Annotated in this window: 12 protein-coding genes and 2 tRNA genes; 9 read left to right on the top strand and 5 right to left on the bottom strand. The window is 73.0% G+C overall.

The features are described from left to right. A partial coding sequence (locus ADY01_RS07815; RefSeq protein ID WP_049567924.1) for a PLP-dependent aminotransferase family protein occupies positions 1–1,202 on the top strand: 1,202 nt, incomplete at its 5' end. A gap of 12 nt (positions 1,203–1,214) precedes the next feature. Here ADY01_RS07815 and pepN read toward each other — a convergent pair. Next, positions 1,215–3,812 carry an aminopeptidase N gene (gene pepN, locus ADY01_RS07810; protein ID WP_049567906.1) on the bottom strand — a complete coding sequence of 866 codons (2,598 nt, stop codon included), beginning with the start codon at positions 3,810–3,812 and terminating at the stop codon, positions 1,215–1,217. 187 nt (positions 3,813–3,999) lie between these two features. Between pepN and ADY01_RS07805 the strand changes: the two genes are divergently transcribed. Continuing rightward, positions 4,000–4,629, top strand: a complete 630-nt coding sequence (locus tag ADY01_RS07805) for a DsbA family protein (protein ID WP_049567904.1) — start codon at positions 4,000–4,002, stop codon at positions 4,627–4,629. A gap of 203 nt (positions 4,630–4,832) precedes the next feature. On the opposite strand, the gene ADY01_RS07800 is transcribed toward ADY01_RS07805, so the two are convergent. Beyond that, the gene (locus ADY01_RS07800; protein WP_049567921.1) at positions 4,833–5,474 is read right to left on the bottom strand and encodes a superoxide dismutase; all 642 of its coding nucleotides are present in this window, start codon (positions 5,472–5,474) and stop codon (positions 4,833–4,835) included. Between the two features lie 176 nt (positions 5,475–5,650). Between ADY01_RS07800 and ADY01_RS07795 the strand changes: the two genes are divergently transcribed. Genes ADY01_RS07795 through ADY01_RS07785 form a run of 3 tightly spaced genes read left to right on the top strand, consistent with a single transcriptional unit; the run spans position 5,651 to position 7,604 of the window. Then, complete coding sequence (locus tag ADY01_RS07795; RefSeq protein ID WP_049567901.1) at positions 5,651–6,241, top strand: biotin transporter BioY; 591 nt, start codon at positions 5,651–5,653, stop codon at positions 6,239–6,241. A gap of 47 nt (positions 6,242–6,288) precedes the next feature. Next, a complete protein-coding gene (locus ADY01_RS07790) occupies positions 6,289–6,765 on the top strand; it encodes a ribose-5-phosphate isomerase (protein WP_049567898.1) in 477 nt (158 codons plus the stop codon). A gap of 8 nt (positions 6,766–6,773) precedes the next feature. After that, positions 6,774–7,604, top strand: coding sequence for an Fpg/Nei family DNA glycosylase (locus ADY01_RS07785; protein ID WP_049567895.1), 831 nt, complete (start codon positions 6,774–6,776; stop codon positions 7,602–7,604). Between the two features lie 92 nt (positions 7,605–7,696). On the opposite strand, the gene ADY01_RS07780 is transcribed toward ADY01_RS07785, so the two are convergent. After that, the gene (locus tag ADY01_RS07780; protein WP_049567892.1) at positions 7,697–8,926 is read right to left on the bottom strand and encodes a GNAT family N-acetyltransferase; all 1,230 of its coding nucleotides are present in this window, start codon (positions 8,924–8,926) and stop codon (positions 7,697–7,699) included. Positions 8,927–9,065: 139 nt separating this feature from the next. On the opposite strand from ADY01_RS07780, the gene ADY01_RS07775 reads away from it, so the two are divergent. Both ADY01_RS07775 and ADY01_RS07770 read left to right on the top strand, forming a co-directional pair. Next, positions 9,066–10,235 (top strand): PP2C family protein-serine/threonine phosphatase, encoded by a 1,170-nt coding sequence (locus ADY01_RS07775; RefSeq protein WP_049567888.1) that lies wholly within the window; start codon positions 9,066–9,068, stop codon positions 10,233–10,235. A gap of 163 nt (positions 10,236–10,398) precedes the next feature. Beyond that, positions 10,399–11,130: a M23 family metallopeptidase gene (locus ADY01_RS07770; RefSeq protein ID WP_199826188.1), complete on the top strand. Its 732-nt coding sequence runs from the start codon at positions 10,399–10,401 to the stop codon at positions 11,128–11,130. A 49-nt stretch (positions 11,131–11,179) separates the two neighbouring features. On the opposite strand, the gene ADY01_RS07765 is transcribed toward ADY01_RS07770, so the two are convergent. Next, positions 11,180–12,229, bottom strand: a complete 1,050-nt coding sequence (locus ADY01_RS07765; protein WP_234320130.1) for an acyltransferase family protein — start codon at positions 12,227–12,229, stop codon at positions 11,180–11,182. Positions 12,230–12,794: 565 nt separating this feature from the next. On the opposite strand from ADY01_RS07765, the gene ADY01_RS07760 reads away from it, so the two are divergent. Then, the gene (locus ADY01_RS07760; RefSeq protein ID WP_049567881.1) at positions 12,795–13,013 is read left to right on the top strand and encodes a hypothetical protein; all 219 of its coding nucleotides are present in this window, start codon (positions 12,795–12,797) and stop codon (positions 13,011–13,013) included. 60 nt (positions 13,014–13,073) lie between these two features. Here the strand turns inward: ADY01_RS07760 and ADY01_RS07755 are convergent. After that, positions 13,074–13,144, bottom strand: a tRNA-Gly gene (locus tag ADY01_RS07755). A 115-nt stretch (positions 13,145–13,259) separates the two neighbouring features. Here ADY01_RS07755 and ADY01_RS07750 point away from each other — a divergent pair. Next, positions 13,260–13,336: transfer RNA gene (locus tag ADY01_RS07750), tRNA-Pro, on the top strand. Positions 13,337–13,406 lie beyond the last annotated feature (70 nt).

Here is a 13,406-nt window from a genome sequence, read left to right as displayed (position 1 = left end):
GAACGCCCCAACCGCCGGGCCCCGCGGCGGTGTTCGCCCATGCCCCCGGCGAGGACGCGTTCGACGCCCTGCGCGCGGCACCCGCCAGGATCGACCTCACCCCCGGCGTCCCCGACCTGGCCGCCTTCCCCCGCGCCGCCTGGCTGCGCGCCGAACGCGCCGTGCTCGACGGCCTCTCACCCGCGGGCCTCGGCTACGGCGACCCCCGCGGCACGCCCGCCCTGCGCGGAGCCGTCGCCGACTGGCTGGCCCGCAACCGCGGCATCAGGGCCGACCCCGACGAGATCCTGATCACCGCCGGTGTCGCGCAGGCGCTCACCCTGTTCGCCCAGGTGCTCACCGAGGAAGGGATCCGCGCGGTCGCCGTCGAGGATCCCGGGTCGCTCGGCGCCCGGCAGCACCTCGCGAGCCGGGGCCTGGACACGCCGCCGGTCCCGGTGGACGCGGACGGCGTGCGGGTGGACGCGTTGCGTGCGCTGGGCGCCCCCGTCGTGCTCCTCACGCCGGCGCACCAGTTCCCGACGGGTGTCGTGCTTGGCGGCGCGCGCCGGCGCGACCTCATGCGCTGGGCCGCCGAGGGCGGGCTCGTCGTGGAGGACGACTACGACGCCGAACACCGCTACGACCGGCCGCCGGTCCCCGCGCTCCGCGCGATGCTGCCCGAACGGGTCTGCTACGCGGGCAGCGTCTCCAAACTGCTGGCCCCGGCCCTGCGCATCGGCTGGGTGCTCGCGCCGCCGCGCCACCGGGACGCGCTGGTGGCCGCAAAGCGCTACGCCGATCTGGGCAACGCGGCACTGCCGCAGCTGGTGCTGGCCCGGCTGATGGCCTCGGGCGAGCTGGAACGGCGCCTCCGCCTGCTGCGCCGCCGCCACCGCGACCGTAGGGACGCGATGATCCGGGCCGTCCGCGCCCACCTCCCCACCGCCACCGTCCACGGCGCCGCGGCGGGCCTCCACCTGCTGATCACGTTCACCGGCACCTTCGCCGACACGTTCGCCGACACGTTCACCGGCACGTTCACCGACGCCGACCTCGCCGCGGCGGCTCTGGCGGCGGGCGTCAAGACCCAGCCCCTCTCCTGGCACACCCAGCGCCCCGGTGCCCCGGGCCTGGTCCTCGGCTACGCCGCCACCCCGCCCGCGGCGGCCGAGGAGGCCGTCGCCACCCTGGCCGCCGCGCTGAGGACCCTCGCGCCCTGATACCCGCCGAGGTCAGGCGCCGTCCGCGGCCTGCGCGTGCCGCGCCCGCGCCAGGTCGTCGCGGGCCTCGTTCACCAGGCGGCGCAGCGCCGGGGGCGCGTCACCGTGCGCCGCCAGCCACGCGTCCGTCGCCTCCAGCACGGGCCCCGGCTCCTGGAAGGAGGGGAAGAGGCCGCGCACCACGCTCATCGCGATCTCGATCGTCCGCTCCTCCCACACCCGTTCCAGCGCGTCGAAGTACGAGCCCACATACGGCCCAAGCAGCTTCCGCTGCGACGCCTGCGCGAAGCCGTCGATCGTCGCCTCGACCAGCGCGTTGGACAGCTGGTCCGCCTCCACGACCTCCGCCCACGCCGCCGCCTTGACCTCGGCCGACGGGCGCGCCGCCAGGCACCGCACCTGGTGGCGCCTGCCGGAGGCGGTGTCGTCGCGGGCCAGCTCCGCCCCGATCTCCTCCTCGCCCGCGTGCCCGTGGGCGGCCAGCGGCAGCAGCAGCGTCCACCGCAGCTCCTGGTCCACATCGAGCCCGTCGATCACGGCCGTCCCCGCGAGCAGCCCGGTCAGCAGCTGGAAGTCCGCCTCCGAGGAGGCGCAGCTCGCGAGGAAACGCGCCCACGCCAGCTGGTGGTCGCTGCCGGGCGCGGCCCGCCGGAGCTCGCCGAGCGCCGCCGAGGCCAGCTCCGCGCCCGCCGCCGCGCGCCCCTCCGGCGCCGCGTAGTGCGTCCACGCCGTGAGCGCCCAGGAGTGCACCATCTGAAGCACGCCGATCTGCGACTCGCTCCCCGCGTGCGCCCGCACCAGCCCCAGGAACTCGCGCGCCGGCAGCAGGCCGTCACGCGTCAGGTTCCACAGCGCCGACCAGCACTGCGCCCGCGCGAGCGGATCCAGGACCTGCCCCAGGCAGCCCCGCAGCGAGGCCAGCGAGTGCTCGTCGAACCTCGCCTTGCAGTACGTCAGGTCCTCGTCGTTGACCAGGATGAACAACGGCCGCCGCTCGCCCACCAGCTGGGGAACGGTCGCACCGCTGCCCGTCACGTCGGCCTCGGCGCGGGCGTACCGTTCCACCGGGCCGCCGGGGCGCGACCGCCCGTACAGGCCGACCGCGATCCGGTGCGGGCGCAGCGTGGGGTGGCTCGCGGGCGCCTCCTGGAGCACGGACAGCTCGGTGATCCGGCCCTCCGCGTCATACGTGGCGTGCGGCGTCAGCGCGTTGACGCCCGCCGTCTGGAGCCATGCCCTGGCCCACTCGCCCATGTCCCGGCCCGAGGTCTCCTCCAGCACCGCCAGCAGGTCGTCCAGGCGGGTGTTGCCATAGGCGTGGCGCTGGAAGTACCGGCGCGCGCCCTCGAAGAAGGCTTCCCGCCCCACATAGGCGACCAGCTGCTTGAGAACGCTGGCCCCCTTGGCGTAGGTGATGCCGTCGAAGTTGAGCTTGGCGTCCTGGAGGTCGTGGATGTCCGCGGTGATCGGGTGCGTGGAGGAGAGCTGGTCGGCGCGGTACGCCCACGCCTTGCGGCGGTTGGCGAACGCGATCCAGCCCTCCTCGAAACGGGTCGCCTCCACCAGCGAGAAGGCGCCCATGAAGTCGGCGAAGGACTCCTTCAGCCACAGGTCGTCCCACCACTCCATGGTGACCAGGTCGCCGAACCACATGTGCGCCATCTCGTGCAGCAGCGTGTTCGCGCGCCCCTGGTACGCGGCCCGCGTCGTCCTGCCGCGGAAGACGTACTCCTCGCGGAACGTCACCAGGCCCGGGTTCTCCATGGCGCCGAGGTTGTACTCCGGCACGAACGCCTGGTCGTACTTGCCGAACGGGTACGGGTAGCCGAAGTGCTCGTGGAAGAAGTCGAGGCCCTGCCGCGTCGTCGTGAAGATCTCCTCCGGGTCGAAGTGCCGGGCCAGGCCCTTCCGGCACAGCGCGCCCAGCGGGATCTCCAGCGTGGTGCCGTCGGGCAGCTCCCGGCTGTAGTGGTCGGCGACGTAGTGGTAGGGCCCGGCGAGAACGGCGGTGATGTACGTCGAGATCGGCCGCGTGGTGGCGAACGTCCAGGTCGCGCAGCCGCCCTCCAGCTCCTCGCGGCCCGTCTGTGCCCCGTTGCTCAGCACGGTCCACCCGGCGGGCGCGGTGACCCGGAAGGCGAACGGCGCCTTGAGGTCGGGCTGCTCGAACGTCGCGAACACCCGCCGCGCGTCGGCCGGTTCGTACTGGGTGTAGAGGTAGATCTCGCCGTCCTCCGGGTCGCGGAAGCGGTGCATCCCCTCGCCCGTGCGGCTGTAGGCGCAGGCGGCGTCGACGGTCAGCTCGTTCTCCGCGGCCAGGCCCGCCAGCGCCACCCTCGTCCCGTCGAAGACCCGGTCCACCTCCAGCGACACCCCGTTGAGCGTCACCGAGTGCACATGCGGCGCCAGCAGGTCCACGAAGGTCGCCCCGCCCTCCTCGGCGCAGGCGAAGCGGATGGTGGTGGTCGAGCGGAACGTCAGCGGCCCCGCGCCCGCCCCGGGCTCCGGGCCGGTCGCGGACCTCAGGTCGAGTGCCACGTCGTACCCGTGCACGGTCAGCAGCCCGGCCCGCTCCCTGGCCTCGTCACGGGTCAGATTCTCTCCTGGCACGGCGGCACTCCCTCGTCCGTCTTCTGCTGGCCGTCTTGTCTGTCCTGCTTGTCCCTCCGCGGGCGCGAGTCAGGATGTCACGGCGTCCGGACGGCGCGCACGGCGGAATGCGCCGGGGCCCCGTCGCGTTGTAGGGCCTCGACGTGTGCAGGTCCGACTGGAGCATGTGGAGCAAGGAGAGAGAACGATGCCGGACAAGACCCCCGCCGACTTCTGGTTCGACCCGCTGTGTCCCTGGGCGTGGATGACCTCGCGCTGGATGCTCGAAGTGGAGAAGGCGCGCCCGATCGAGGTGCGCTGGCACGTGATGAGCCTGGCGGTGCTCAACGAGGGCCGGCTGGACGAGATGCCCGAGCACTACCGGGAGCTGATGCGGAAGGCGTGGGGGCCGGTGCGCGTGTGCGTCGCCGCCGAGCAGCGCTTCGGCAACGACGCCCTCGGTCCCCTCTATACGGCGATCGGCACCCGGCTGCACAACAGGGGGCAGGAGCAGAACCGCGCCACGCTCCTCGACGCGCTCGCGGAGGCCGGGCTCCCCGCCGAGCTGGCCGACGCCGCCGACAGCGACGCCTACGACGCCGAGCTGCGCGCCTCCCACAAGGCGGGCATCGACCTGGTCGGCCAGGAGGTCGGCACGCCCGTGATCGCGGTTCCCGGCTCGGAGGGCGAGCAGGTGGCGTTCTTCGGGCCCGTGGTCACCCCGGCGCCCAAGGGCGAGGCGGCGGCGAAGCTGTGGGACGGAACGCTCATGGTGGCGTCCACCCCCGGCTTCTTCGAGATCAAGCGCACCAGGACCGCGGAGCCGCAGTTCGACTGACCGGCGGCGCCCGTCCGGTGGCGCCCGTCCGGCGGCGCGGCCATGAGACGGCCCCCGCGCGATGTCTCCGCGCGGGGGCCGCTCCCTTCCCGTCCGCCTGCCCGGAAGGTGAGAAGACGATCAGGCGGCCGGGGCCTTCGCGGTGCGGACCGGTCCGGACCGGTCAGAAGCGATCCCGACCAATCCCGAGCGATCCCCCGCGGTCAGGGGGCGATGAGCAGCACGTTCGCCCGCTCCTTGGCCGCCGCGTACCGCTCGGAGACGTCCCGCCAGTTCACCACGCGCCACATCGCCTCGACGAAGTCGACCTTCTGGTTGCGGTACTGAAGGTAGAACGCGTGCTCCCAGGCGTCGAAGACGAGCAGCGGCACCGAGCCCTGGCCGACGTTGCCCTGGTGGTCGTAGACCTGTTCCACCACCAGGCGCCCGCTGACCGGCTCGTACGCCAGCACGCCCCAGCCGGATCCCTGAGTGGTGGCGGCGGCCTTGGACAGCTGTGCCCTGAAGCGGGGGAACGAGCCGAACGACTCGGCGATCGCGTCCGCCAACTCGCCGGTGCCGTCCGCCTCAAGGGGCTCCCCGCCCCCGTCACCGGTCATGTTGCGCCAGTAGATCGAGTGCAGGACATGGCCGGAGAGGTGGAACGCGAGGCTCTTCTCCAGGCCGTTGACCGCTCCCCACTCGTCCTTCTCCCGCGCCTCCTCCAGCCGCTCCAGGGTGTCGTTCGCCCCCTTCACATAGCCGGCGTGGTGCTTGTCGTGGTGCAGCTCGACGATCTCGCCGCTGATGACCGGCTCCAGGGCCGCGTAGTCATAGGGGAGGTCGGGGAGGGTGTAGGTGGCCATGCCGTTGCCCATCTCCACTAATTGCGAATCAGTTGCAACAACACATTACCAGCGAGAGGCGCCGGGTGTCATGAAGATCACCCCGACCGGTGCCCCCACGTCGGTTAGCGTCAAGGGCGCACCTCCCCGTGCGCACGCCCCTGTTGTCGCCGTCCCCGCCTTCGCTGGAGCCCGCCATGAGCACCGCCGTCCTCGCCGATCTGCTGCCCGCCGCGACCCTGCCCAGGGCCCGGGTCAGGGACGTGGCGCTGGTCGTCGGAGGCGCCGCGCTGACGGGCCTCGCCGCCCAGCTGGCCGTGCCCGTTCCCGGTTCGCCCGTCCCCGTCACCGGCCAGACCTTCGCCGCGCTCCTCATCGGCGCCTCCCTCGGCACGGGCCGGGCGCTGACCTCGCTGCTCCTCTACACCCTGGCCGGGATGGCGGGCACGCCGTGGTTCTCCGACGGCGGCTCGGGCTGGGGGATGCCCGCCTTCGGGTACATCCTCGGCATGACGCTCGCCGCCGCCGTGGTCGGCGCCCTGGCCCGCCGGGGCGGCGACAGGACCGTGGCGCGCACCGCCGCCACCATGGTCGCCGGCATGGCGATCACCTACGCCGTCGGCGTTCCCTACCTGGCCCTGGACACCGGCATGTCCCTCGCCCAGGCCGTCGAGGACGGGCTCGTCCCCTTCCTCGTCGGCGACGCCCTCAAGGCCGCCCTCGCCATGGGCGCCCTCCCGCTGGCCTGGCGGATCGCCGGTTCCCGCGACGGGTCGGACCGGGTGTAGGGGAGACTGATGACGGCCGCCCCCGGCGGCCATGCCAGACTCGGACCATGCGCGTCTACCTCGGCTCCGACCACGCCGGATACGAACTGAAGAGCCATCTGACGGACTGGCTCAAGGGCCACGGCCACGAGCCGGTCGACTGCGGCCCGCACCAGTTCGACGCCGCCGACGACTACCCGCCGTACTGCCTGCGCACGGCGGAGCGGACCGTCGCGGACCCCGGCGCCCTCGGCCTCGTCATCGGCGGCTCGGGCAACGGCGAGGCCATCGCCGCCAACAAGGTGCGCGGCGCCCGCTGCGCGCTGGCCTGGAGCGAGGAGACCGCCCGCCTCGCGCGCCTGCACAACAACGCCAACATCCTCAGCCTCGGCGCCCGCATGCACACCCCCGACGAGGCCACCTCGTTCGTCGCGGTCTTCCTCACCACCGACTTCACGGCCGAGGAGCGCCACAGCCGCCGCATCGCCATGCTCAGCGCCTACGAGACGGACGGCACCGTCCCCGCCGCCGCCGGTCTGGAGTAGAACGCCCGGTGCCAGAAGGCCACACCATCCACCGGCTCGCCGCCGCCTACGGGCGGCACTTCGGCGGCGGCCGACCGGTCGCCGCCTCCTCCCCGCAGGGCAAGTTCGCCGACGGCGCCGCGCTGATCGACGGGCAGCCGCTCACCTCGGCCGAGGCCCACGGGAAGAACCTGTTCCTCGGCTTCTCCGGCGTCGGCTGGGTCCACATCCACCTCGGCCTCTACGGCAAGGTCACCTTCGGCGAGGGCCCCGCGCCCGCCCCCGTCGGACAGGTCAGGCTCCGGCTGTCCGGCAGCGCCGCCCCCGGGGGCGGCGCCGGCTGGGCCGACCTGCGGGGGCCCAGCACCTGCGCCCTGATCACCGGCGCGGAACGCGACGCCGTCACCGGCCGCCTGGGCCCCGACCCGCTGCGCGGGGACGCCGACGCGGAACGGGCCTGGCTGCGCGTCACGGGCCGCCGCATCGCCATCGCCGAGCTGCTGCTCGACCAGCGCGTCGTCGCGGGCGCGGGCAACATCTACCGCGCCGAGGTGCTCTTCCGCGGAGGCATCGACCCCTACCGGCCGGGACGCGACCTGACCCGCGCCGAGTGGGACTCCCTCTGGCTGGACCTGGCGGCCCTCATGCGCGAGGGCGTACGCCTGGGGCGCATCGACACCGTCAGGCCCCAGCACACCCCCGAGGCGATGGGCCGCCCGCCGCGCCAGGACGAACACGGCGGGGAGGTCTACGTCTACCGCCGGGCCGGCTCCGCCTGCCACGTCTGCGGAACGCCCGTCCGCGCCGCCGTCCTCGCCGCCAGGAACCTCTTCTGGTGCCCGGTCTGCCAACCCCGTTGACCCTTTCCGCGCACCCTGTCAAAAGTCTCCCGGCTGTCAGTGCGGGCCCGTATCCTCGGCCTTCACGACTACAGGGGGGTGGGCCCGTGCGGTCAGAACGAGTGGGGCAGCCAGGGCGCAACGGGGCTGGAGAAAGCGGTGGTGGCGACCGCGAGCCCACCCGGGCGCCGTTCCTCAACGAGCCCGGCGTGCGCCAGCGACACCAGCGACGCGCCCCCCAGATAGGCGGCGCCCAACGCCCGGACGGGAAGCGCGAGATCGGCCGGGTCCCCGGTCCGCTCGCACACCGCCCCGCCCGGCCCGCCGCTCAGCCGCCAGCGCCCCTCGTTCCAGGGACAGAAGTCGTCGGCGACGTCGAGCACCACATCGACCTCGGTCGTGTACGCGCGGGCGGCGAGGGCGGCCCCGAGCTCCAGCGGGCGCAGATACAGCTTGTCCTGCACCCGCAGGTCGCACCGGCGCACGTCCGACACCAGGTGCGGCAGCGCCGAGTCCACCGGCAGGTTCCGCAGCTGCACCGAGGTCATCAGATCGATCCCGGCGAGGAAGCGCAGCAGGGCCGCGTAGGCGGCCGGGTCCACCGCGTCGAGATCGTGCACGACGACGGTTCCGGTCGGGCCGGGCAGCTCGAACCCGGGCTTCATCGCGTAGCGGGCGTAGCCCAGCAGCTCCCCGTCCCGCTCCGCCAGCACGACGCGCCGCGCGGAGGCCCCGTTGCGCGCCGGGGGCGGGTCGAGCAGCATCAGCCGCTCCCAGCCGGGCCGCCGCTCCAGCATCCCCGGCCGCCGCGGGACCATCCGCGCGTACAGCTCCTCGCAGCGGCCCAGGGCCGCCGCGGGATCGACCACGCTCAGTGCCATCCCGTCGGTCCCCGGCGGCGCGGCCACGCTCACCCGGGCCGTGTCGATCTCGGCGATCACGCGCTGCGTCGCGGTGCCGAAGCCGAAGCGGCCGTAGATGGCGGGCTCGGACGCCGTCAGGATCGCGAGCGTGTCGCCCGCCTCCCGGTAGTCCTCCAGCGCCCGCCGCATCATCCGGCGCAGGATGCCCCGGCGCCGGTGGGTGGCGGCCACGCTGACCATCGTGATCCCCGCCGACGGCACCACCGCGCCGCCCGGCACCGAGAGCCCGAAGGAGAACGCGCCGATCGTGCCCACCGGCCGGTCCCCGTCCCAGACGCCGTAGCTGCGGTCCACCTCGGTCAGGTCCCGCCACAGCCCGCGCTCCTGGCCGGTCTCCTTCACCCCGCCGAACGCCCATTCCAGCGCCTCGTACCAGCTCTCCCACTCGTCCTTGGCCAGGACCCGCGGCTCCGTTGTCATGCGGCCATCCCTATCAAGGACCCGCGCGGCGGGCGACCGACTTTCCCCCGGCACCCCGCCGGGGGCGGCCCCGCGGGAGGGGCCCGTCTCGCGCCGGGGGTTCGACTCACGACCGAACGGGTGGATAAGGTCCCAGGTCATGGCGCGCGGCAGTAAGAGGGCACCCCGGAGGGCGGCACCCCCCGGCCCGAGGCGGCACCGGGCCCACAAGACGGCCCACCGCCTGCGCACCTCGCTGCGCCGCTCCGCCGTGGACTACTTCCGGGGCGACGGCTCCGACTGGCTCGCCTTCGCGGCCCTGTTCCTCACCGTTCCCCTCTTCGGCGGCGCCACCGTCATCTGGCCCGAGTGGTGCCCGCCCGAGGCCCTGGTGCTGCCCCTGGTCGCCGGCGGCCTGCTGCTGCGCCCCGCCAGCCTGCTCGGGCTCTACGCCGTCGCCGCCACCGCGCTGGTGCTGGAGACGGCGCTCATCGAGGCCAGGCACGCCTCCCCCGACCCCGTCCGCCCCGGCAGCATCCTCGTGGTGGCCGCGGTCGCCCTGATCGGGCTGGTCATCGCCCAGTTCCGCAGCCGCGTCGGCGTGCCCTGGCGGCGCGGCGGCACCATGCTGTTCGACCTGCGCGAACGGATCCGCGCCCAGAGCGCCCTGCCGCCGCTGCCGAGGGGCTGGCACCGCGAGATGTCGCTGCGCCCCGCCGGCGGCCAGTCGTTCTCCGGCGACTTCGTGGTCGCCGCCCGCACCGGGCCCGACCGGCGCACCCTCGAAGTGGTCCTCACCGACGTCTCGGGCAAGGGCATGGATGCCGCCTCCCGTTCCCTGCTGCTCTCCGGCGCCTTCGGCGGGCTGCTCGGCTCGCTGCCGCCGCACGCCTTCCTCCCCGCGGCCAACGGCTATCTCCTGCGGCAGAGCTGGGACGAGGGCTTCGCCACCTCCGTCCACCTCGTGCTCGACCTCGACACCGGCGACTACGAACTGATATCCGCCGGCCACCTGCCCGGGGTCCAGCTCAACGCCGGCACGGGCCGGTGGCAGGAGATCGCCGCCGAGGGCCCGCTGCTCGGGGTCTACGACGGCGCCGAGTTCCACCCGGCCAAGGGCACCCTGCGCCGCGGCGACGTGCTGATGCTCTTCACCGACGGCCTGGTCGAGCGCTCGGACCGGGATATCTCCGAGGGCATCGACCGGCTCACCGGCGAGGCCGACCGCTACGTGAGCACCGGATTCCGCGGCGCCGCCTGGCACCTGATCGAGGCGGTCGCCAAGGACGTCAACGACGATCGCGCGCTGCTCCTCATCAGCCGGGAGTGATCACCCGGCGGGGCGGATCGCCCCGCACGGCGGCTGACGGCACGCCAGGCCGCGGTGAGCTGGGCCGATCACACAGGGTGCGGCGCGCCCGTGTCCGCCGATCGGCGGTGCCGGGCCCGTTCGCGCTGATGCGCCGCGGCCCCGGCTGACCTTGGCTCGGACCATGAGCGATGCGACGACCACCACCTCCCCCGACGCCCCGCACGCGGCGCCTCCCGGACCTGCCGTGACCCGACGTCAGCGGCCTCCCCGGCGCGCCCCTCAGCGGCGGCTGGGCCGCGGCGCCCTCGGCTGCACGCTGCTGGGCGCCCTGGTGATAACCGGTCCCTGGACCGCGCCCGCCGCGGGGCGGCAGGGCGAGGCCCCCGCCGAGCCCGGACCGCTCTGGGCGCTCGGACCCGAGCCCTTCGGAACGGGCCTGTACGACCTCCCGTTCGCCCCTCTCGTGCCCGGGGCGCCGGGCGACCCGTTCTGGCCCGCCTTCCAGGCCGCGGACTGGACGGCCCCGGTCACGGGCCACCCGGTCTCCGCCGCCTACGGCATCCCCGGCGGCTGGGCCGCCGGGTACCACACGGGCGTGGACTGGGCCACGCCCGAGGGCACCGGGATCAGCTCCGCGGGGCCCGGCACCGTGGTCCTCGCCGAGTACGCGGGCGACTACGGCAACGCCGTCATCGTCAAGATGACCGACGGCTACTACACGCTCTACGCCCACCTCTCCGAGATCGCCGTCCGCGAGGGGCAGCAGGTAGAGGGCGGCACGCGCGTGGGCGACTCGGGCAACACCGGCCGCAGCACGGGACCGCACCTGCACTTCGAGGTGCGGGAGGGCGAGGAGTACGGCACGGACGTGGACCCGCTGGCCTACCTGGCCCGCCACGGCGTCACCGTCTGAGGCAGGCGGTCCGGGCGGGCCGCGGGCCCGGGGCTCACGACCCCCGGGCTCACGACCCCCGGGCACCCGCCGGGTGGCGGTCCCCCGGCACGCCGTCCCGGTCGCCCTGCCGGAACGCCCAGCCCATCGACGGCTCCACCAGGAAGCGGAACGCCCGGCGCACCGGCGGCGTGCAGAGCACGCTGATCACCACCGCGCCGATCAGCGTCACCGCCACCAGGCCGGCCGGGGATCCGACCCAGTCCGCCTCGTACCAGTCCCACCAGCGCGAGCCCTTGGCGACGAACCCGTGCAGCAGGTAGCCGTACACCGTCCCGGCGCCCAGCACGGTGAACCACACCCGGCGGTCCGGCACCCACGACAGGAAGCAGACGGTGAGCACCAGGCCGCAGCCGAACAGCGCCAGGCTCATCACCACCCCGACCCACCACTCCTGCCCGAACTCCTGGGCGCTGTACGTGCGGTACGTCCAGCCCGCCTCCATCCGCGGCACCGCCCAGTACGCCGTGGCCAGCGCGCACAGCGCCAGCGGCACCGAGGCCAGCCGCACGTCGCGCCGCCTCATCCGGGTGAAGTGCTCACGTCTCATGAGGAGTCCGACCACGAAGAACGGGAGGAACTGGAGGACGCGCTGGATGTTCAGGTCGTTGCCGAGGTGGGGGGATACGGCGGCGAGGGCGGCGACGGCCAGCGCCACCGGCAGCGGATGCCGGATGATCTTCCAGACCGGCGCGGTCAGCCGCCAGATGAACAGCGCGATCAGGAACCAGGTGACGTAGTACGGGTCGAGCAGGCTGATCGGGTAGTCCGGGTCGTTGTCGCCCCACCGCTTGAAGAGCACGTACGCGGTGTCGAAGACGAGGAACGGCACCAGCACCCCGGTGATCAGCCGCCTGAGCTGATCGGGGCGACCGGTGAAGGACCGGGAGAAATAACCGGCGACCAGGATGAACGCGGGCATGTGGAACGTATAGACGAAGAGGTACAACGCCGAGGCCGTGCGGGAGTCCTCGCGCAGCGGCGTCCAGGCGTGGCCGACGGCGACGAGCAGGATCGCCAGGTACTTCGCGTTGTCGAAGTAAGGGTCGCGGGTCTTCACCCGTGGCGGGTCGTCCGTGACTGACGGTGGGGGGTCAGCCGCCGTCACCCGGACCGCGGGCTGGGAGGCTCGTTGATTACGGACGTGCAACATCGTCCGCACGATAGCGCTTTTCCGTTCGGTCCGAAAATCCCCGGTCCCCGGCGACCGTTCTTTATCGAGTGCCACGTCGCGAATCGGCCAGCTGTGAGGCCATGGATCGCCAGAGTGACCGAAATGACGTGATGTGACCGGCTTATATGGGTCGTATCGCCCAACGGACCGACGACGCCAGACGCGTGTACGCCCCTCGGTCATGTGCCCGTGACCCTTCGCGGCGGGGAAATCGATCCGATGGACGAAGGGCTCTCGAATTCCCCGTATCCGCCCACCTCATGCCTCACGAAACGGTAACGGCCCACCTCGGTACGCAGGACATGTGACCGTTTCCCTCCGGCGGTGAACGGTCCGTCACCGCTCTCCACGGGCCCCTGTGTTGATGGCACGATGGTCTCTGCGGGGGTGCGGCGGCCGTGGTCAAGCCCCTGAACGAGCAGAGGCGAACCTTCCGAAGGTGTGATCAGTTGTGGTTATCTCGTTCTCTCTGGCCCTGCTGTTCGGCGTGATCATGTTCTTCATGATCCGGAGCGGGGTCATCAAGTGGGGACCGGCCATCGTGGCGATCCTCTTCGGCTTCTCCCTCGCCTCCACCGGCGCGGCCGACCCCATAGAGGACTTCCTCAACGGCGTGAGCGACGCCGTCGACAACGTGGACGACTCGATCAACGACTCGGGCGGCGAATGACGCGGGGCGCCTGACACACGGCGAAGGCCCGGCACCCAGGAAGGGGCCGGGCCCGAGCGGAGCGGGCGACGGGAATCGAACCCGCGTAGCTGGTTTGGAAGACCAGGGCTCTACCATTGAGCTACGCCCGCGACGGTGAGCATCGTAGCAGCGGTGCGCGTTCTCCTGAGTCACCGTCTGCCCGGTCCCCGCGCCACCTCACCGCGTGCGGCCCTGTACGCTACGTGTCGCGTCGTGAAGCCTCTGCGGGGTGTGGCGCAGCTTGGCAGCGCGTCCGCTTTGGGAGCGGAAGGCCGTCGGTTCGAATCCGGCCACCCCGACCACGTACTATGAATAACTCGCGCGCCTGGGGCGTGCCCGCATGTCTTCGGGCCGCCAGGACCCGTGCCAGAC

The sequence above is a fragment of the Streptomyces sp. SBT349 genome, from assembly GCF_001083795.1.
GTDB lineage: Bacteria > Actinomycetota > Actinomycetes > Streptomycetales > Streptomycetaceae > Streptomyces.
This window is presented reverse-complemented; position numbering and strand designations above follow the sequence as displayed.

Coding starts and splice junctions, on each gene's coding strand:
- ADY01_RS07800 (WP_049567921.1), bottom strand. CDS start 5,474: ATGGCCACCTACACCCTCCCCGACCTCCCCTATGACTACGCGGCCCTG.
- ADY01_RS07805 (WP_049567904.1), top strand. CDS start 4,000: ATGCCGGACAAGACCCCCGCCGACTTCTGGTTCGACCCGCTGTGTCCC.
- ADY01_RS07775 (WP_049567888.1), top strand. CDS start 9,066: ATGGCGCGCGGCAGTAAGAGGGCACCCCGGAGGGCGGCACCCCCCGGC.
- ADY01_RS07770 (WP_199826188.1), top strand. CDS start 10,399: ATGAGCGATGCGACGACCACCACCTCCCCCGACGCCCCGCACGCGGCG.
- ADY01_RS07790 (WP_049567898.1), top strand. CDS start 6,289: ATGCGCGTCTACCTCGGCTCCGACCACGCCGGATACGAACTGAAGAGC.
- ADY01_RS07795 (WP_049567901.1), top strand. CDS start 5,651: ATGAGCACCGCCGTCCTCGCCGATCTGCTGCCCGCCGCGACCCTGCCC.
- ADY01_RS07780 (WP_049567892.1), bottom strand. CDS start 8,926: ATGACAACGGAGCCGCGGGTCCTGGCCAAGGACGAGTGGGAGAGCTGG.